This window comes from Vibrio phycocola (assembly GCF_053850235.1).
The window spans coordinates 65,018-84,270 of record NZ_JBSQDJ010000011.1; the positions used below are offsets into that span (position 1 = coordinate 65,018).

General features: G+C 41.1%; 19 protein-coding genes and 1 riboswitch. Of the genes, 14 read left to right on the forward strand and 5 right to left on the reverse strand.

The features are described 5' to 3' along the window. Window positions 1–66 precede the first annotated feature (66 nt). From ftsY to glpG, 6 genes are all read left to right on the forward strand, one after another. Window positions 67–1,281, forward strand: a complete 1,215-nt coding sequence (ftsY, locus tag ACWU4D_RS14900) for a signal recognition particle-docking protein FtsY (protein ID WP_456052235.1) — start codon at window positions 67–69, stop codon at window positions 1,279–1,281. Window positions 1,282–1,360: 79 nt separating this feature from the next. Then, window positions 1,361–2,035 carry a cell division ATP-binding protein FtsE gene (gene ftsE, locus ACWU4D_RS14905; protein ID WP_456052236.1) on the forward strand — a complete coding sequence of 225 codons (675 nt, stop codon included), beginning with the start codon at window positions 1,361–1,363 and terminating at the stop codon, window positions 2,033–2,035. Next, the gene (gene ftsX, locus ACWU4D_RS14910; protein ID WP_456052237.1) at window positions 2,025–3,017 is read left to right on the forward strand and encodes a permease-like cell division protein FtsX; all 993 of its coding nucleotides are present in this window, start codon (window positions 2,025–2,027) and stop codon (window positions 3,015–3,017) included. The genes ftsE and ftsX overlap by 11 nt, the downstream gene beginning before the upstream one ends. A gap of 158 nt (window positions 3,018–3,175) precedes the next feature. Then, entirely contained in the window at window positions 3,176–4,030 is an 855-nt protein-coding gene (gene rpoH / locus ACWU4D_RS14915; protein WP_456052238.1) for an RNA polymerase sigma factor RpoH, read from the forward strand. Between the two features lie 380 nt (window positions 4,031–4,410). Beyond that, window positions 4,411–4,728, forward strand: a complete 318-nt coding sequence (gene glpE / locus ACWU4D_RS14920) for a thiosulfate sulfurtransferase GlpE (protein ID WP_456052239.1) — start codon at window positions 4,411–4,413, stop codon at window positions 4,726–4,728. A gap of 21 nt (window positions 4,729–4,749) precedes the next feature. After that, window positions 4,750–5,586 (forward strand): rhomboid family intramembrane serine protease GlpG, encoded by an 837-nt coding sequence (gene glpG, locus ACWU4D_RS14925; protein ID WP_456052240.1) that lies wholly within the window; start codon window positions 4,750–4,752, stop codon window positions 5,584–5,586. A 19-nt stretch (window positions 5,587–5,605) separates the two neighbouring features. On the opposite strand, the gene ACWU4D_RS14930 is transcribed toward glpG, so the two are convergent. Beyond that, window positions 5,606–6,028 (reverse strand): flagellar basal body-associated protein FliL, encoded by a 423-nt coding sequence (locus tag ACWU4D_RS14930; RefSeq protein ID WP_456052241.1) that lies wholly within the window; start codon window positions 6,026–6,028, stop codon window positions 5,606–5,608. Between the two features lie 166 nt (window positions 6,029–6,194). Here ACWU4D_RS14930 and ACWU4D_RS14935 point away from each other — a divergent pair, with 166 nt between their 5' ends. Together ACWU4D_RS14935 and ubiA are read left to right on the forward strand one after the other, a co-directional pair. Beyond that, a complete protein-coding gene (locus tag ACWU4D_RS14935; RefSeq protein ID WP_456052242.1) occupies window positions 6,195–6,725 on the forward strand; it encodes a chorismate lyase in 531 nt (176 codons plus the stop codon). 10 nt (window positions 6,726–6,735) lie between these two features. After that, a complete protein-coding gene (gene ubiA / locus ACWU4D_RS14940; RefSeq protein WP_456052243.1) occupies window positions 6,736–7,593 on the forward strand; it encodes a 4-hydroxybenzoate octaprenyltransferase in 858 nt (285 codons plus the stop codon). 78 nt (window positions 7,594–7,671) lie between these two features. Here ubiA and plsB read toward each other — a convergent pair whose 3' ends face one another. Beyond that, complete coding sequence (gene plsB, locus ACWU4D_RS14945; RefSeq protein WP_456052244.1) at window positions 7,672–10,086, reverse strand: glycerol-3-phosphate 1-O-acyltransferase PlsB; 2,415 nt, start codon at window positions 10,084–10,086, stop codon at window positions 7,672–7,674. A gap of 193 nt (window positions 10,087–10,279) precedes the next feature. On the opposite strand from plsB, the gene ACWU4D_RS14950 reads away from it, so the two are divergent. The 3 genes from ACWU4D_RS14950 to ACWU4D_RS14960 all read left to right on the forward strand — a co-directional run bounded on the left by ACWU4D_RS14950 (window position 10,280) and on the right by ACWU4D_RS14960 (window position 12,142). Beyond that, entirely contained in the window at window positions 10,280–10,639 is a 360-nt protein-coding gene (locus tag ACWU4D_RS14950) for a diacylglycerol kinase (RefSeq protein WP_456052245.1), read from the forward strand. Window positions 10,640–10,719: 80 nt separating this feature from the next. Then, a complete protein-coding gene (lexA, locus tag ACWU4D_RS14955) occupies window positions 10,720–11,349 on the forward strand; it encodes a transcriptional repressor LexA (protein ID WP_456052246.1) in 630 nt (209 codons plus the stop codon). Between the two features lie 91 nt (window positions 11,350–11,440). Further along, window positions 11,441–12,142 (forward strand): glutamine amidotransferase-related protein, encoded by a 702-nt coding sequence (locus tag ACWU4D_RS14960; RefSeq protein ID WP_456052247.1) that lies wholly within the window; start codon window positions 11,441–11,443, stop codon window positions 12,140–12,142. A gap of 67 nt (window positions 12,143–12,209) precedes the next feature. Here the strand turns inward: ACWU4D_RS14960 and sthA are convergent, their stop codons facing one another. Further along, complete coding sequence (gene sthA / locus ACWU4D_RS14965) at window positions 12,210–13,610, reverse strand: Si-specific NAD(P)(+) transhydrogenase (protein ID WP_456052248.1); 1,401 nt, start codon at window positions 13,608–13,610, stop codon at window positions 12,210–12,212. 258 nt (window positions 13,611–13,868) lie between these two features. Here sthA and fabR point away from each other — a divergent pair, with 258 nt between their 5' ends. Together fabR and ACWU4D_RS14975 are read left to right on the forward strand one after the other, a co-directional pair. Next, a complete protein-coding gene (gene fabR, locus ACWU4D_RS14970) occupies window positions 13,869–14,483 on the forward strand; it encodes an HTH-type transcriptional repressor FabR (protein WP_456052249.1) in 615 nt (204 codons plus the stop codon). A gap of 14 nt (window positions 14,484–14,497) precedes the next feature. Beyond that, complete coding sequence (locus ACWU4D_RS14975) at window positions 14,498–14,863, forward strand: YijD family membrane protein (protein ID WP_456052250.1); 366 nt, start codon at window positions 14,498–14,500, stop codon at window positions 14,861–14,863. A 72-nt stretch (window positions 14,864–14,935) separates the two neighbouring features. Here ACWU4D_RS14975 and trmA read toward each other — a convergent pair whose 3' ends face one another. Beyond that, window positions 14,936–16,045, reverse strand: a complete 1,110-nt coding sequence (gene trmA / locus ACWU4D_RS14980) for a tRNA (uridine(54)-C5)-methyltransferase TrmA (RefSeq protein WP_456052251.1) — start codon at window positions 16,043–16,045, stop codon at window positions 14,936–14,938. 179 nt (window positions 16,046–16,224) lie between these two features. After that, window positions 16,225–16,443, forward strand: a riboswitch (cobalamin riboswitch). A gap of 36 nt (window positions 16,444–16,479) precedes the next feature. On the opposite strand from trmA, the gene ACWU4D_RS14985 reads away from it, so the two are divergent. Next, complete coding sequence (locus tag ACWU4D_RS14985; RefSeq protein WP_456052252.1) at window positions 16,480–18,231, forward strand: TonB-dependent receptor domain-containing protein; 1,752 nt, start codon at window positions 16,480–16,482, stop codon at window positions 18,229–18,231. A gap of 61 nt (window positions 18,232–18,292) precedes the next feature. Here the strand turns inward: ACWU4D_RS14985 and lpxM are convergent, their stop codons facing one another. Continuing rightward, window positions 18,293–19,252: a lauroyl-Kdo(2)-lipid IV(A) myristoyltransferase gene (gene lpxM, locus ACWU4D_RS14990; protein WP_456052253.1), complete on the reverse strand. Its 960-nt coding sequence runs from the start codon at window positions 19,250–19,252 to the stop codon at window positions 18,293–18,295. Window position 19,253 lies beyond the last annotated feature (1 nt).

Consider the following 19,253-nt stretch of genomic DNA (forward strand, 5'->3'; position numbering starts at 1 on the left):
GAGGAATAATGTACTCAAGGTAAAGGGCGTTATTAAATTACTGGAACTATCTAGGACATCCTTCAGATGACAGACAAAAAGAAACGTGGCCTCCTTTCTTGGCTTGGCTTTGGTGATGAAGAGTCAGCCAAAAATGAAAATGAAGCGATTGAACAGCAGATAAATGAAGAAGATAGCGGTTCAGAGATACCGGCTTCAGAGTCTATTGCTGACGTTGAACATGATGACAAAGTTGTTGACGAGAACGAGCCTGAAGAGATCGTAGCTCAAGCGGAAGTTGTCGAAGCACTTGACGTTAATGAGAGTGAAGTCGAAGAGTTTACTCAGCCAATCGAATCTCTAGAACAAGAGAAGCCAACAGAAAGCTTTTTTACTCGTCTAAAACGTAGCTTAAGTCGAACTAAGGCGAATATTGGTGCTGGCTTTTTTGGCTTGTTCAAAGGTAAAAAAATTGACGATGAGTTATTTGAGGAACTAGAAGAACAACTGCTTATTGCGGATGTCGGCATGGACACCACGATGAAAATCATCAAAAATTTGACGGAAAAAGCATCGCGCCAGGAATTAAAAGATGGTGAAGCACTCTATGCTTTGCTTAAAGAAGAAATGGCCGATATTTTGGTTCAAGTTGAAAAGCCTCTTGAAGTCGACACAGCTAAGACTCCTTATGTCATTCTGATGGTGGGAGTGAATGGGGTCGGTAAAACGACGACAATTGGAAAATTAGCGAAACAATTTCAGAACGAAGGTAAGAAAGTCATGCTGGCAGCTGGCGATACTTTCCGTGCTGCTGCTGTAGAGCAATTGCAAGTGTGGGGACAGCGCAACAACGTTCCTGTTATTGCTCAACACACTGGTGCAGATAGCGCCTCGGTTATTTACGATGCAATTGAAGCTGCGAAAGCACGAGGTGTTGATGTGGTGATAGCGGATACCGCTGGGCGTCTTCAAAATAAAGCTAACTTGATGGAAGAGTTACGTAAAATTGTCCGTGTAATGAAGAAAGTAGACGATTCCGCTCCTCATGAAATCATGCTGACTTTGGATGCCGCAACCGGACAAAATGCGATAAGCCAAGCTAAGTTATTTAGTGATATTGCTCCAGTAACGGGTATCACATTAACAAAACTTGATGGTACAGCAAAAGGTGGCGTTATTTTTGCAATAGCAGATCAATTCTCTATTCCAATTCGTTATATCGGTGTCGGTGAAGGGATTGATGATTTACGTCCATTTGAGACTCAACAATTTATCGATGCTCTGTTTAGCCGAGACGAATAACTGATAAGAGAGAATGTGTAGTACGTGATAGGAGCACCGGCTTAATGCTCCTCAAATAGTTAAAGACAAGGATCTGCGAGTGATTAGATTTCAACAGGTGAGTAAGGCTTATCGGGGAGGACGACAAGCCTTACAGAAAGTGGATTTCCACTTAAAGCGTGGAGAAATGGCCTTTATAGGTGGTCACTCGGGGGCCGGTAAAAGTACGTTACTTAAATTAATTTGTGCTTTGGAACGTCCAACCGATGGAAAGATCCTATTTAACGGCCATGATATTACGCGTATTCCCAATCCAGATATCCCTTTATTACGTCGAAACATCGGCATTGTTTTCCAAGATCACCGTTTGCTTATGGATCGAACAATATTCGATAACGTTGCATTACCGATGCGTATTGAATCTATTTCTGAAAATGAAATTAAGCGCAGAGTATCGGCAGCACTTGATAAAACAGGCTTATTAGAAAAGGCGCGGTGTTTTCCAAGTCAGTTATCGGGTGGTGAGCAGCAACGGGTTGGTATAGCTCGTGCCGTCGTAAACCGACCAACGCTAGTATTGGCCGATGAACCTACCGGAAATTTAGACCCTGACCTTTCTAATCGAATTTTACGTTTGTTTGAAGAGTTTAACCGTGCTGGGGTCTCGATTCTATTAGCGACACACGACCGGAGTTTAGTCAATTCTCGGCCTCAATATCGCCATTTAGAGCTTAACCAAGGCTTCTTTAGCGAGGTAGAAAATTATGGCAACTAATAAGCCAAATACGATGAATTCCTCGAAGAACAAGTCTGTTAAACGAAAAAGTGATAAGAGTTCTAGAACATCAAAAGTGAATTATTTTGCGAGGCATTATAACCAAGCAAAACAATCCTTAATTGATTTATGGAATAGGCCAATTGGTAACTTATTAACGCTGGCAGTGATTTCTATGTCTTTGGCGATGCCTGCGTGCTTATATTTACTCAGTAAGAATGTCGCATTTGTCGCTACACATGTGGCAACACCATCTCAAATAAGCGTATTCATCGAACCAGAGACGCCAGAAGCTCGGATTATGGTTCTCAAAGACAGTTTAGAGAGCTTAGAAGCCGTTAAAACCATTCGTTATATTTCTTCCCAGCAAGGACTCGAAGACTTGAGCAAAGATGCTGGGTTTGATGAGGCTTTAACATTACTTGATCAGCTCTCGTTACCAGGGGTCTTGGTGATAAAACCGGGGGTTGAGGGTGAGCAAGAGATAAAAGTATTAGTCGATTTAATTCGAAAAGAAAACGATGTTACTGATGTACGTTTGGATGAAGACTGGTTAAGTCGGCTAAAAGCGTTAAAAGATTTAGTCGAACTGGTCGTGATTAGTTTATCTACCTTAATGCTGTCTGCCGTATTTTTAATTATTGGCAATAGCTTGCGCTTTAGTGTGCTTGAGCATAAAGAAGAAATTCAAACCATGAAGCTAATAGGGGCGACCGATGCTTATATTCTTCGTCCATACCTTTATTCAGGAATGTGGTTAGGGTTAATTGGATCTGTAGTTGCGTGGTTTTTAACGGCATTGTTAACATTATTGCTGAATGAAGCCGTAACCGACTTAGCGAAGCTATACGATAGTCGCTTTCGTTTACTCGGGTTGAATTGGGATGAAACTTTGTTATTGCTTATGCTCGGTACTATTATTGGCTGTGTCGCTGCTCGGCTATCGGCACAGAGGCATCTTAAAGAAATTGAACCTGTTTAGGCAGTTGTTGTCTATTATTTAGCATCAGGCCATTCGTCTTTACAGAATTTTACGCCTAGAATCGCTATTTTATCGATATGACACCTTGAAAGGTGAAGTAAATCGCGGCAGTATTGCTGAGTTAAAACAAATTTAGAATTAGTACGATGAGGAAATGAATGTCAAACCAAGCGTATAAAATGGCTCTCGTCACACAAGATAGCTTAGATAGCTACATTCGTTCAGTGAACAGCTATCCAATGCTGACACAGGAAGAAGAGCGTGAATTGGCAGAGCGATTACATTACAAAGGTGATATTGAAGCTGCAAAAGGATTGATCCTGTCGCATCTACGTTTCGTTGTCCATGTAGCTCGTGGTTATTCGGGTTACGGATTACCAATGGCTGATCTTGTCCAAGAGGGTAATATTGGCTTAATGAAAGCGGTAAAACGTTTTAATCCAGAAGTCGGCGTACGTCTTGTCTCTTTTGCTGTACATTGGATTAAAGCGGAAATTCATGAATATGTTCTGCGTAACTGGCGTATCGTGAAAATTGCTACAACTAAAGCTCAGCGTAAATTGTTCTTCAATTTGAGAAAATCGAAGAAACGTTTGGGATGGTTTAACAACGGTGAAGTAGAAACTGTAGCGAAGGAGCTTGGTGTTGCACCTGCGGAAGTCCGTGAAATGGAATCTCGGTTAGCCGCACAAGATCCTACCTTTGAATTAACGACAGATGATGATGAAACAGGAACCTCTTCGGCACCTGTATTGTATTTGGAAGACAAAGGCTCTGATGTTGCGGATCAATTTGAATCGGATAATTGGGAAGCTCACACTAATCATCGTCTTTCATTAGCATTGTCGAGTTTGGACGAACGTAGTCAGCATATTGTCCGTTCTCGTTGGTTAGAGGACGCTAAATCGACACTGCAAGACTTAGCTGATGAATATGGTGTCTCTGCTGAGCGTATTCGACAGTTAGAAAAGAATGCAATGCGTAAATTAAAAGACGCTGTTGGTGAGTTTTAGAATACTACGATATAAAATATAAATACGAAAAGCCGAAATCGAGAGATTTCGGCTTTTTTATTTGATCTTGCCGAAGATTATAAGGAATAGCTTTCTGTGGATAACTCTGTGATTAAAATTTTGATTAAGTGAATGAAGCACGGTTCTATCGGGGTTTAAGCGTATATCTAATTTGGGGATAGCTTTTGATCTACACACAGCATAAATACGATCATCACAACATATTGTGGATCAATTGACGCTAAAACACTTTATCAACACTATTCACAGGTTTATCCACAGATTTTCGTCAATAAATTGTCGAAAGTAATGTTGTAACCGTCATATACTTGTCTTCTCATGGATGGGGTACAATATGTTAAAAACAATCAGGAGCAAAAATGAGTCAATTTAAGCTGATTAGCATCGCCGATGCTTTGAATAAACTAGAGCAAGATACTGCGACAATGGTCGATATTCGAGATAGGCAGACGTATTTAAAAGGTCATACACCAGATGCTATCCACCTGACTAATGAGACTATTGGCGACTTTATGAGTAATGTTGGATTTGACCAAGCAGTATTGGTGATATGCTATCACGGTGTAAGTAGCCAAGGTGCCGCTGAATACCTTGTAAACCAAGGGTATGATGATGTTTATAGTGTGGAAGGTGGTTTTGCTGCTTGGGAGCGAGCAAATTACCCTATTGAAGTATAGAGTTCTGGAGTCGGTAAGCTGATGCGTTCATTAATTATTCTGGATAACCCTCGCTTGTCACAAGCTTTTATAGATTACATGGCATGTCAAAAAGTCGATGTAAAAATGATGCCTTCAAGTGACGGTAGAATAGAGTTGTGGTTAGTGGATGATTCGCAATATGAACGAGTTAGACCTGAATTAGAACGTTTTTTAGAAGAACCGACCCACTCTCGTTATGCTCAAGCTTCATGGCAACGCTCAGATACCCGTAATGTGCCTTTTCAATATCGCTCAACAAACTTTTGGCACTTAATTCGAGATCAAGCAGGTTTTGTAACCTTAGCCATTATGCTAAGTAGCCTTGTGATATATGGTTTGAATATCATTGGTTTTGGTCAAGAAGTCTTTAACTGGGTCCATGCTCCGGCTGTAGTTGAACAGAAGTGGCAGATATGGCGCTGGATTACGCCTGCATTATTCCACTTCTCAGCCATACACATTGTATTCAACCTCCTCTGGTGGTGGCAATTAGGTGGGAACATTGAAAAGCAATTAGGTCCTTCTAAGCTAATGTTAATTTTTCTTGCATCAGCTGCATTATCCAATGTTGGACAGTATTGGGTAGATGGTCCTAGTTTTGGTGGTTTATCCGGCGTGGTTTATGCGTTAGTTGGGTATATCTGGATTGTGGGTTGGCAACGACCGGATCTTGGAGTGTCACTTTCAAGGCCAGTCATCGGTTTCATGTTAGTTTGGTTGGTGATTGGCTATGTTCAACCCATTATGGCGATAGCAAATACCGCCCACTTAGTTGGGTTAATTTGCGGCATATTATTAGCACTAATAGAAACTCACCTACTGCAACCAAAACACTAAATCGGTGAGCAGATACTAATTACTGATACATATATTTAGTGAATAACAGGTCAGCAATAATTGGGCGCCCAGTTTCAATAATTAGGAGCTCATTTAATTTTGACACTAGGTTTTTTCGTATGTCTTCGCGGCCAGCCAGGGATTTTACGGTATCCTCAGTTTGTCGCCCAAGCAGTTCTACTACGGTATCTCGAATTAAAGGTTGATGCTGCTCAATCTGTTCGATGTCTTCCGCATTAGAGACCATGATATCGATGCGGACCTGAATATAACCAAGATCTTTCCCTTTGGTAAAGAAGTTAGTCGTTAAGTCAGGCTCTAGGGTAAAATAGGCCAATTGTGGCGCAGCTGCGTTCTCTTCTTCATCGGCAGCATACGAGAGTGGTGCTATGATGAGGTTGAGTCCAATTAGTGCTAGGGCTAAAATAGTTTTATATTTCATAACGATTTGATTTCTTATTTATTCGGCGATATTCGAATCACCATACTCTTGTTACAATAGTAACTCGACAATCATAACCACAATGTGACTTAGAGGTTCGATGCTGATTGTTGTATGGCATTGAAGCTTTATTGTTCGACGATAAAGCAGTTAATTAAATATTAGTATGAATCAACCAAATTCCCATTATCTATCAGCTTTAAATAAGATAACTTGGCAAAATATTGATGATTTTGCATTCCCATCACAAAATATACGTGAATGGTTGCTCGATCAGGGCTCATTATCTCTGCGTTTACGAACGTGTTGTAATGAGCTTGATGTTGACTTGGTATTACATCAATGGCTTTTGAATGAAGAGCTTACTCATGATGAACAAACTCTATTATCGTCACCTTCTCATTGCCTTTTGCGCCGAGTTGTATTGAATGGTGATGAGCTTCCCTGGGTGATTGGAAGTACATTGATACCGAAATCAACAACAGAAGATCAAGACTATGATCTTTTAGGTTTAGGGGAAGTTCCTTTAGGTGAGGCGGTATTTAAAGCTGAAGCGGTTGATCGAGATTGCATGCAGTTGTCATCTATCGAAGTTGCGGGTGAATTATTGTATGCGCGTCGTTCAAGATTATGGATGAATCACAAACCTATGTTGGTGACTGAGTTATTTTTACCTTCTGCACCAATTTATCGTTAGGAGAAAATAAATGTTAATGGCAAAAGCCAAAGCGTATTGGCAGCTAATGAGAATGGATCGTCCTGTTGGATCTTTGCTGCTACTTTGGCCTACGTTATGGGCATTATTGCTTGCTGCTCAAGGCCTTCCTGATTGGGACGTGTTATTGGTATTTTGCTTAGGCGTGTTATTAATGCGTTCCGCGGGTTGCGTGATTAACGATTATGCCGATCGCAAAGTGGATGGACAGGTAAAAAGAACGAAGAATCGCCCAATTCCTGCAGGATTGGTATCAGGAAAAGAAGCTCTCGGCCTGTTCTTTTTTTTGACCTCCTTAGCTTTTCTCTTAGTACTCACCATGAATAGTTTAACTATTCAGTTATCGTTTGTTGGTATTGTTTTAGCGTTTATCTACCCATTTATGAAACGCTATACGCATTTGCCACAACTTTTTCTTGGGCTTGCATTTAGTTGGTCGATTCCAATGGCATGGGCTGCTCAAGCGAATGGACTCCCCGCATTTGTGTGGCTTCTCTTTATCATCAATGCTCTTTGGACTATTGCCTACGATACACAATATGCCATGATCGATCGCGATGATGATCTAAAAATAGGGATTAAATCGACTGCAATTCTTTTTGGTCAGAATGACAAGCGAATCATTGCACTACTTCAGATAATGACATTAGGGTTGTTGGTGGTGCTTGGAGCCAGTTTTCAGCTCGGATCGCTTTACTATGTAAGCTTATTAGCGGCGACAGGGCTGTTTGTTTATCAACACCAATTGATTCGTCATCGAGATCGATTGTCTTGTTTTTCCGCTTTTAAAAATAATAACTATGTCGGAATGGTCATCACTCTTGGAATTGCTACGGCGACTTGGCAGTAGAGTTATTGTTATGTATTAATAAACAAAGGGCTCAATTGAGCCCTTTTTTGTGTTTTTTCGGTTTGTTATTTTAAATAATTAGCTCTCTAGCTGACAAATACCTTCACGAATGGTCATCCGAACTTCTGGATGAAGTAACTGATAGAGATCGTGAGCTAACGTATTATTTCCAGAAACTTGGTAGCTGTCTTCTTGATTGAAATAATGCAGTTCTTTGAGGGTTTCGAGTAGCGTAGCAAATACCGCTTTATCAAAGAACTCTGGCGCATTGATGCCGTGTATTTGCCCTAATCTTTGAGCAAGATCTTGGCTTTGACTTTCGAGTTGCTCTTTTGTCAGCATTGGATTGCTTTCAAGGAGGTTAAGCGTAATCGCATAACGTTGTAGAGTCTCGGATATGGTACGCCCTAAGAGGATCAGCATTTGTGTATTACTTGGATTGATCGCCACACTGTCAGTTGTAAGTTCTACCAGTTGTTGACGCTCTAATTCGATAACATAATCGTGTATTTTGCTCTCTAGCTCATCCAATTCTAAGCTTAAAAACAACTCTTTCTTAAGTAATGGATAGATATGCTCAATTTGAATCACGAGTTGCTTAAAGGTAAGCGATTGATGGCTTACCAAGGTTTGCGCAATGAGGGACGGAAGCGCCAATAAATGCATGATGTTGTTTCGATAATAGGTCATCAAAATAGACTGATGACGATCTAAAGAGATCACATCCCCGATTGCATCGGTATCGATAGTGAACTTATCGAGCTTGTTGGCATGATCAACAAGCTCAAGTGCCGAAGTATCAGGAAGAGTAAAGGTCTCTGAATACGGCACATTTTTAAGTAAGGCGAGATAGTTTTCTACTTGAGATATAAGCCTTTCTTTCGAAAGTGAGCGCTGCCTTGATGCAAGCAATGCGGTTGCACATAACGACAGTGCATTCACGGCAGCAGCATCGTTAATATGAGTCATCATTTTATTGGCTAGCTGATTGACGACCGGGTTAAGCCAAGTCGGCTTACTTATGCCTGATGCATCGATATCATTGGCCCATTCAGGGACTTGATCGTTAAGAAATTGGTTAATTTGGATTGGCTCGCCAAAATTAACGTAACCTTGGCCGAAATTACGCAATTTACGGATGGTTTTTAGAACCAATCCTGCGCTTTCTTTCTCTTTCTTTTTGCCACTGAGCTCTTTTGTATACGTACCTACTTCCATGACATGTTCATAACCAATATAGACCGGAACTAAAGTAACAGGGCGATTGAGCCCACGTAACATGGCTTGTAGGGTCATGGCGAGCATACCGGTTTTTGCAGTAAGCAGCCTCCCAGTTCTTGAGCGACCACCTTCACTGAAATATTCGACCGAGTAGCCGCGACTAAATAGATCGGCTAAATACTCCCGAAATACCGTGGCGTACAATTTGTCTCCCTTAAACGTACGACGAATAAAGAACGCACCACCACGTCGAAAAATAGGTCCTGCTGGGAAGAAATTTAGATTCACTCCTGCTGCGATATGCGGTGGCACCATACCTTCATTATAGAGAACATAAGATAGAAGAAGGTAATCCATATGACTTCGATGACACGGCACATAAACAATCTCATGGCCTGATTGAGCAAGTTGTCGCACTGTGGTTGCATTGTTAATATTTAGGCCTTGGTAAATTCGATTCCACAACCAGCCTAATACTTCTTTGCCTCGCTTCACCAGTGGATAAGAGAAATCCGCAGCAATTTCATCGAGAATGGCATAAGCGTTTTTTTGGGCTTTCTCATGTGAAATTTGTTTACTTTTTGCTTCTTCATTTATCGCGTTTTGAATAATTGGGGATTCTAATAACCGGCGAATTAATGCGTCTCTTTGAGGTAAGTTCGGCCCAGAGGCAGCTAATTTCTGTCTTGAAAAGTGAATCCGAGCGACGCGAGCCAGTTTATGAGCAATGGCAATATCAGTCCCATGATTTTCTGCCATATAACGAAACGATACTACGGGGCTCATTCGAACCAAGCAATCTCGACCAGAAAATAAAACGGCTGCTGCTTTTCTTATGCCATTCATTGGTTCAAGGTAGGCGTTGGATGCTTGCTCTTTCCCTGGTTTTCGTCCCCATAGAATGGAACAAGGAATTAATTGAATATCGAGATCGGAGTTATCTTGGTGTAGTGCGAGTAGTTCTGTAAAACGCGCTATAGAATCGCGTGGAACCGATTGGTCATTACTTAAAATTCTTGGAGCGGTACCGATAAAGACTGTTCGAGCAATTGAACGCTCTCCCCATTGGATCGAAGAAAAGGGGTCGGGTAAGCCCAACTTATCAGTTTGAGCTTTTAGAGCTAATAAATCGACGTTGGATTGAAAAGGCAATGCATATACAATCGGCTGTGTTGAATCAATTGCATGGTCTTCTATGGGATTTTTAGGAACTATGGTCTCTTTTACTAAAAGTGACATTGGTAACCTAAGTAGCATGTGTCTCAACGACATAGAGCTTTAAGCCTCAAGATGTAATTTAGTGATATTTCATATCGTCTTACTTTATTCATTGAAGCGAATAAAATAAGGCGTTCGCGTTTGGAACGTTAGAATAACAGAAACTGGTCTAACCTTTTACTTTTCTTAGACTGTGAATCGTAAATTTTATACTAATGCCATTTAAAACAAGTAAGTAGGTAACATAGTGCAAACGAAAAACCCTCAAGGTATCGCTCGCCTTATTAAAGCTGCAAAGTACTCTTATCAAGGCGTCACATCGGCATTTAAAGGAGAGGCAGCATTTCGTGAAGAAATCATCGCCTGTGCTATTCTGATTCCGCTTGCTTTATGGCTTGATGTATCGTCTATTGAACGCTTATTAATGATTACGTCACTGTTGCTCGTTTTGATTGTAGAGTTATTGAATAGTGCTATAGAGGCGGTGGTTGATCGTGTTGGACCTGAGCATCACCCTCTATCAGGACAAGCGAAAGATATGGGCTCAGCCGCAGTTTCAATCGCTATTTTAATTGTGATTGCAGTATGGCTAACAGCACTTATGTAACCTTGTTGAATAATCAGCGTTGCTTTTTATTTTATACTGGATATACTCACAGTTGACTGTATAAAAAAACAGGTAATCTCATGAAGCCATTAACGCCCCGACAGCAACAAGTTTTTGATTTAATTAAAGCAAAAATTGAATATTCAGGAATGCCGCCAACACGAGCAGAAATTGCCAAGGAACTTGGTTTTCGCTCAGCTAATGCTGCAGAAGAACACCTAAAAGCGCTTGCTCGTAAGCAAGTTATTGAGATTGTACCTGGTGCCTCCCGAGGTATACGTGTCTTAGTTAATGAAGCAGCTAACGATGAAGCTCCTGAGGCTGGTCTGCCGTTAATTGGCCAAGTCGCGGCTGGAGAGCCTATCTTAGCTCAGGAGCATGTTGAGTCTCACTTTCAGGTCGACCCTGCAATGTTCAAACCGCGAGCGGATTTTCTACTTCGTGTTCATGGCGAAAGTATGAAAGACATTGGCATTATGGATGGTGACCTTTTAGCGGTGCATAAAACTCAAGATGTGCGTGATGGTCAAGTGGTTGTCGCCCGCGTTGAAGATGATGTCACTGTTAAGCGCATCGAGCGAAAAGGACCCAAAGTACTGTTGCATGCAGAAAATGAAGAGTTTTCCCCGATAGAAGTTGACCTAACTTCTCAGAGCTTAGCGATTGAAGGTTTAGCGGTTGGTATTATTCGTAATACTGATTGGATGTAACCTTTGTTTGACGTCACTTTTTCGTGCCTTTCTTTATACATGGCTTTAGTATATCCAGAACGATGTAATAATACGTATTGAGAATTTGACGATGAAGATAGGAATTATTGTTTGTGGTCTAGTTGACCCTTTGTGGGCATCTGATTTTGGTGAATATGCCGATATGATTCAGACGACTCTTTCTCCTTACGGTGAGTTTGAGTTCCAGACCTTCAATGCACTGACCTCTTCTTTACCTGAGGATATCCATGCTTGTGATGGCTACATTGTGACGGGTAGTGTATACGATGCTTATGCTGATGAACCATGGATTCACCAGCTCGCTGACTGGATCCGCCGCTGTGATAAGCAGCGAAAACCCCTGCTTGGTATCTGCTTTGGTCATCAGATTATTGCTTTAGCATTAGGTGGTAAGGTTGAAAAATCCAGTAAAGGGTGGGGCATTGGCATAAGTACTACCGAGTTGCTGGCTGATACATCTTGGATGGAACCAAAGCTCACCTCGTTGAAAATGTTAATAAGTCATCAAGATCAAGTTATTGATATACCACCTTCGATGAAACTCCTTGCACGCAGTGACTTCTGCCCAAACTATATGCTGAGTAAAGATCAACATATTTTGACAGTACAAGGTCATCCAGAGTTTTCTCTTGAGTTTGAGCGTTGTATTGTCGAAAAGAAAAAAACTCAGGTAAGCGAAGAGTGTTACCTGAGTGCATTAACGAGCCTTAATCAAACACCTGATTCCACAATTGTCATGCGATGGTTCGCTAATTTCTTGAGTGAGAAGTAATTTAGAATCCTTTCAATTATAGATATTGCCCAAGCTGATATGCATGGGCAATATTTGCCTCTTTATCCTAAAATAGTCGATTAAGGCCATTTAACGCTGCAACACGGTATGCTTCCGCCATGGTGGGATAGTTGAAGGTCGTATTTACAAAGTACTCTATAGTATTAGCTTCACCTTTTTGTTCCATGATGGCTTGGCCGATGTGGATGATCTCAGAAGCCCGTTCTCCAAAACAGTGAATACCTAGCACTTCTTTAGTATCTCGATGGAAGAGTATTTTTAAACTACCAACTTCGGCACTACCGATTTGAGCTCTTGCTAAGTGTTTGAATGACGAACGTCCAACTTCATAAGGTACTTTAGCCGCAGTCAGTTCTTGTTCGGTTTTGCCAACAGAACTAATTTCTGGAATGGTGTAAATACCGGTTGGGATATCTTCAATAAGGTAACCTTGAGCTTCCCCTTGTACAATCGCTTGAGCAACGAATCGTCCTTGATCGTAAGCTGCGGATGCAAGGCTTGGATAGCCAATCACATCACCTACGGCATAGATATGCTCTACTTCAGTTCTGTAGTTGGTATTCACTGAAAGAGTTCCGCGTGAATCGGCTTTTAGCCCGGTATGTTGCAGTTCTAATTTGTCAGTATTGCCTGTGCGTCCATTTGCGAATAGGATGCAATCGGCCTTCATTTTTTTGCCAGATTCAAGATGAAGTATGACTCCGTCGTCAACGCCTTCTATTTTGTCATATGTTTCGTCGTTACGGATCACGACACCATTGTTCCAGAAGTGATAAGACAGTGCTTCGGATACTTCATTGTCAAGAAATGATAGCAATCGATCTCGAGTATTTATTAGATCGGTCTTGACGCCAAGCCCTCTAAACACTGATGCGTATTCACAGCCAATAACCCCGGCGCCATAAATAATAATGTGCTTAGGGTCATGCTTTAAATTTAAAATAGAATCACTGTCATAAATTCGTTCGTGGTTAAAATCAATATTGTCAGGCCTATAAGGGCGAGAACCTGTGGCAATAACAAATTTATCGGCACTGTAGCGTTCATGGGTTCCATCGTATTGTTCGACATCAACAGTATTAGCATCAACAAAACGAGCTTTACCAAATAGAAGGGTGCAATCATTTCGATCGTAAAAACCTTGGCGCAAACGCGTTTGTTTGTTTATAACGGTTTTTGCATGGCCTAAAATATCGGAAAATGTGGCGTGGAAAGTTGAACTATTCTGACTGAAGAGCGGATTGCTATTAAATTCAATAATACGACTTACCGCATGTCTTAATGCTTTTGATGGAATCGTTCCCCAATGGGTACATCCCCCGCCAACGCTTTTTTCTTTTTCAATAATGGCAACATTGAATCCGGCCTTGGTGAGTCCCATTGCAGCGCCTTCTCCGCCCGGGCCGCTGCCAATAACAATTACATCAAAATGATGAGACTGAGCCATAGAGTTTCCTTTTGTTATATTTGCGTAACGTAATTATAGCTATATTGTAACGCATTGTGTCGAAAGCTGTCTGTGACAAAATACATAGAGTTACAATAGGGTATTGATAGATGACGGTTTATGTCATCAAATAGAAGAATGTCACAGATTTATGATGTTAATTGGTTGGTTTGTTCAAATTCACCGTTCCCAATTTTCGACATACAGCGAATTCGCGTTATAGTAGAGTCTGATTTCAAGCAGTTGTTAGGTAAATGAATGGGCATTCGAGCTCAACAAAAAGAGAAAACGCGTCGTTCATTAATAGACGCTGCATTTAGTCAACTTAGCGCGGAACGTAGTTTTTCTAACTTGAGTTTACGAGAAGTATCTCGAGAGGCGGGGGTTGCTCCCACTTCATTTTATCGCCATTTCACGGGGATGGATGAACTTGGATTAACTATGGTTGATGAAGGTGGATTACTCTTACGTCAACTTATGCGTCAGGCGCGGCAGAGAATTACAGAAGATCGGAGTATGATTCGTTCTTCGGTTGAAACGTTTATGGAGTTTATTGAAAGTAGCCCTAATGTTTTTCGGCTTCTTTTACACGAACGTTCTGGAACGTCTTATGACTTTCGAGCTGCTGTTGCAAGAGAGATAGAACATTTTTCAGCAGAGTTGACTGAGTATCTTATTTCGGTTGGTGTTGATCGAGAAATTGCTTCTATTCAAGCGCTTGCATCTGTAACACTGGTCTTTAGTTGGGGAGCGGAAGCGCTCGACTTGGAAAAAAAAGAACGCGATGCCTTAGCGGAAAGGTTGGTTTCACAACTACGATTACTCGCGAAAGGTGCGCATAGTTATAGCAAAGAACTTCAAATACAAAAATAGGGTGGGGATTATTCATGTCCAATGAGAAATATCAAGGTTCAGACCGTAAAAATTTACTATTAGCATTTGTAGCAGGGATATGTGGTGATCAAATTCTGTCGGCAATGACAATGAGTGAAGTTACTTTTTCTATTTTTCCGTGGATTGCGTTAATTGTTGCGCTTGAAGCATTATATTCAAACTACATTCGTCGCCCAATGGCAGAAGACTTCCCAATGATTGGTTTGGCATGTTTCTTTATTGGGGCGTTTGGTCATTCAGCCTTCTTGAAAATGGATTATCCACATGAAGGGACGAATATATTTTCAATATTTATTACGCTTGCGCTATTGGTGTGGGTTGGGAAAAAGATTGGCTGTATGAGTAATAAAACAGCATAAGAGTCAGTAAATCAAATAGGCCAGCTTCGACCATTTGCATGGTTTGAAGCTGGTCTTTTTTTTTATCATTTTTTAAGCTTTCTTTTCTAGCAATACGCCTGCTTCCATATGGTGGGTGTATGGGAATTGGTCAAAAAGAGCAAAACGAGTTACGTGGTGAGTTTCACACAAGATATCTAAGTTTTCTTGCAGTGTTTCAGGGTTACATGAAATATAAAGAATACGACGGTACTTTTGCACCATTTTACAGGTATCGCTATCCATTCCTGAACGTGGTGGATCAACGAACACGGTTTCACACTGATAATCATTTAAGTCAACATTGGCTTGTTTTAAGCGATTGAATTCTCGTTGTCCTTCCATTGCCTGAGTAAACTCTTCTGCTGACATTCGAACGATTTTTACGTTGTCGATCTTGTTTGCAGCAATATTGTATTGAGCCGACTCTACGGAAGGTTTTGCTAATTCAGTAGCGAGAACACGAGTGAAATTCTGAGCAAGTGCTAATGAGAAATTACCATTACCACAATAAAGCTCGAGCAAATCACCTTGGCTATTTCGGGTACAATCTACCGCCCATTCCAGCATCTTCTCAGCGACTTTCCCATTTGGTTGAGTAAAGCTATTTTCGACTTGCTGATAAATGTATTCATCACCAAATACAGACAGTTTTTCGACGACAAAATCGCGGTCGACAATGAACTTTATTTTACGAGCACGGCCAATCAGATCGAGTTTGAATCCCTTCTCAATAAAGCGTGCTTTAAGTTTCTTCGCTTCTTCGGCCCAAGTTTCATCAATCTGGCGGTGATAAAGCATCGAAATTAACATCTCGCCACTTAACGTCGAAAGAAAATCCACTTGAAATAATTTATGGCGCAGTAATGGATTGTCCTTGATTTGCTCAATTAACTCAGTCATCGCTTGGTTAATCAATGTGCTCGCCGCGGGAAACTGATCAACGCGATATTTTTCACGTGTCTGTTGGTTGAACATGATGTAGTACAGATCATCACCTTGGTGCCACACTCGAAACTCTGCGCGCATGCGGTAGTGTTGTGGCTCGGAAGGGTAAACTTCGAGATCGGGTGCTGAGTAAGGCGCGAACATTTGCGTAAGGCGAGCCACTTTTTCATCGAGTTGAATTGGGTAGTTGACTGGGTTGATATCAAGATTCGCCATACGTTTGCCTATTGGTTGAACTGCTACAAAACTGAGGAGCGCAGATTTTAGACAATCTATACGCTATGTCCAGTGTTTCCATGATTCAAACGCCTATCAAATAAAGATAAATACAGCTCTTAAGTGAGATAACAATCGACTGAGTCAATTCTCATCTAGACAAATGTGATTTTGGTCAATATTATCCTCTTCCAGTTGGTGTGACTTGCTGGTTTTTGAACCAATAGTGAGTGGCTTAAAAGGGAATCTGGTGTAAATCCAGAACTGACGCGCAGCGGTAAAAGAGAACGAGAATTCATAAAGACACTGTAATTAGGATAATTATGGGAAGTCGAATTCGAGGTAGCAATAGAGTGATGCTCTCAAGTCCGAAGACCTGCCAACAACTGAGCTCAGTGGTGCTCAGTTACGTTACGCGATATAGGATTATCACAATGAAAAAAACTATTTTAGCGGCTGCTGTAGCATCGCTACTTTCCCCTATTTATTCCGTTCAAGCCGAAGATGTTTCAGCACAAGACACCGTAGTGGTGACGGCCAGTCGATTTGAGCAAACTATTGATTCAACGACGGCTGCTGTTTCAGTTATAACCCGTGAAGAAATAGAAGCTTCTCAAGCAACTGAACTCATTAGTGTATTAAACACCTTACCCAGTTTACAAATAGCAGCAAATGGTGGAATGGGCTCAACTCAACGGATTTTTGTTCGTGGTACAAGTTCTGATCATACTTTGGTTTTGATTGATGGGGTGCGTACTGGTTCGGCAACAACAGGCTCTGTTAATTTTAGTTCTATTCCATTAGTGGCAATCGAGCGTATCGAATTCCTCCGTGGAGCAGGAGCAGCGGTATACGGTGCCGATGCTATTGGTGGTGTGATCAATATTATCACTGACAGTGATCGTGAAGGTGGTCGAGTTTCTGCATCGATGGGTACTGATAATTATCGTGCTACCAATGGGTTAGTCGCTGGAAATCTTAGTGATAAATTACATGCATCAATAGCGGTATCAGCTTTAAAAACAGATGGTTTCTCAGCTAAATCAACCCCAAGTGACGATGATGGTTATGCTTCTCGTGCAGTATCTTTAAATACAAACTATAAATTGTCTTCTCAGATAGAGCTCGGTGGCTTGGCGTTAGCTCAAAAGTCGGAGGGGGAATACGATGAAGGGACTAATTCCAAAAAAGTCTACAATCTTTCCGGTTACGCTAATTATAAAAATAATAGCTATGAAACAAAATTGGTTTTGAGCGCTTCTCAAGATAGCTCTAAAGATTATTCTTACGATTCACTCTATGAGACGAATAGAACACAGATTGCTTGGCAAAATCAGTATTCATTGAGTCAAGATTGGGTTCTTTCCGGCGGAATAGATTGGAATGACGATGAAGTAGTCTCAACCGTAGAATACGATGAATCATCGAGAAGTAACTTAGCACTATATCTTCATTCTCAATTCAATACCGGGCCCTATGCTCTAGAAGCAGCCGTACGGACTGATGAAAATGAACGATATGGCTCACATAATACTTGGCAACTCGGTGCTGGGTATCAATTCAGTCCTACGTATCGTGTATTAGCGAATGCAGGTACGGCTTTTAAAGCTCCGACATTTAATGATTTATATTATCCGGGATACTCAAACCCTGATACGAAATCAGAAGAATCTATAAACTATGAGGTTGCTATTGAAGCGACGTACAGCGTAGCTGACTTCCATATTACCGCATATCATAACGATATAAAGAATTTGATCGCACTTGACTCTAATTACATACCATTTAACTATGGAAAAGTAGAGATTGAAGGCATTGAGTTTGCTGCTGGGTTTGATATCGGTCAATTGAGCAATACGCTGTCTTATGATTATACCAATGCGAAAGATACAGAAACAAACGAGCAGTTAGATCGCCGCGCTAAACACAATGTGAAATGGAACAGCACTTATCAAGTTGCAAATTGGCAGTTTGGCATGAGTTACTTATATCAAAGCGTTCGAAATGATGGTTCAAACACACTAGACCCGTACTCATTGGTTAATTTAACCGGTGCCTATACATTTGATAGTGGTATTCAGTTAAGTACTAAAGTTGGAAATATCTTCAATGAAGATTATGAAACCGCTTATGGTTACAATACCGAAGAACGAAATGTTTATGCGACTGTAAACTATAGCTTCTAAGTATTACTTTTCAGAGTCAAAAGGCTGCTGTTGCAGCCTTTTTTGATTCAGCAATAAACCTCTATTTTGCTTTCCGATAGGGCTTACTGCCATCCGGTCGAGTCTTTAGTAGCGGTAAATTCCACATATAGTGCTCTTCTCGTCCCGTCAGCAATTCCTCTATCGCCTGATTCATCTTTCGTGCATCTTGTTCTTCATCTCCCGTTGGGAAGTTCTCTAACGCAGGGAGAATAAAAACTTCGTATTTGTGTAGCTTTTCGTTATAAGCGGGAAGAATCGGAACTATTTTCGCATTGGTGAGTTTAGCTAGTTTACCGAAGCCTTTTAACGTTGCTTTTTCGGTGCCAAAGAAAGGAGCGAAAACGGAATTTTTGTGGCCATGATCTTCATCGGCAGCCCAATAGCCAATATATCCTTCTTTGATCGATCGTAGAAATGGCTTGATGCCGACATCGCGATGATAAATGCGCCCGCCATATTGCATCCGTTGTTTGTGCATCAACCAATCTATCACTAAATTTTCTTGGGTTTTCATAATATTAGTGACTTTGTAGCCGCGTGAGGCAAGCATAACTGCTGGGTAGTCTATCGCCCAAGTGTGCAGCGCAAGAATAATAACTCGCTGATCCGACTCTAATAACGGGAACAAGTTTTCTTCGCCAATAAGAATGCCTTTATCTTGGTTGAACTGAGTCGAACGCACCTGAAGCTCGGAATAGCCAAGCATATACTGTGCGGCTTTTTCAAACGTTTTGCGAAGAATCGTTTCTCGATCTTCCTCTGATTTATTTGGAAAACAAAAGCTTAAGTTAATTTTGGCACGTCGAATAACAGTGCTGTCTTTTCGGCTAATAACGAATGACGAGAGTTTGTTAGCAAGTCGATCTCGAATCGTTGCGGGGATAAAAGCCAATAGAGCAGCCATCGATATTCCTATCCAAGTTAACCAATATTTTGGATGTAGGAAGCAGAGTTTAAAGGTTGGGTTGTATAGATGCTGTTTCTGTTTGTCGTTCGACATA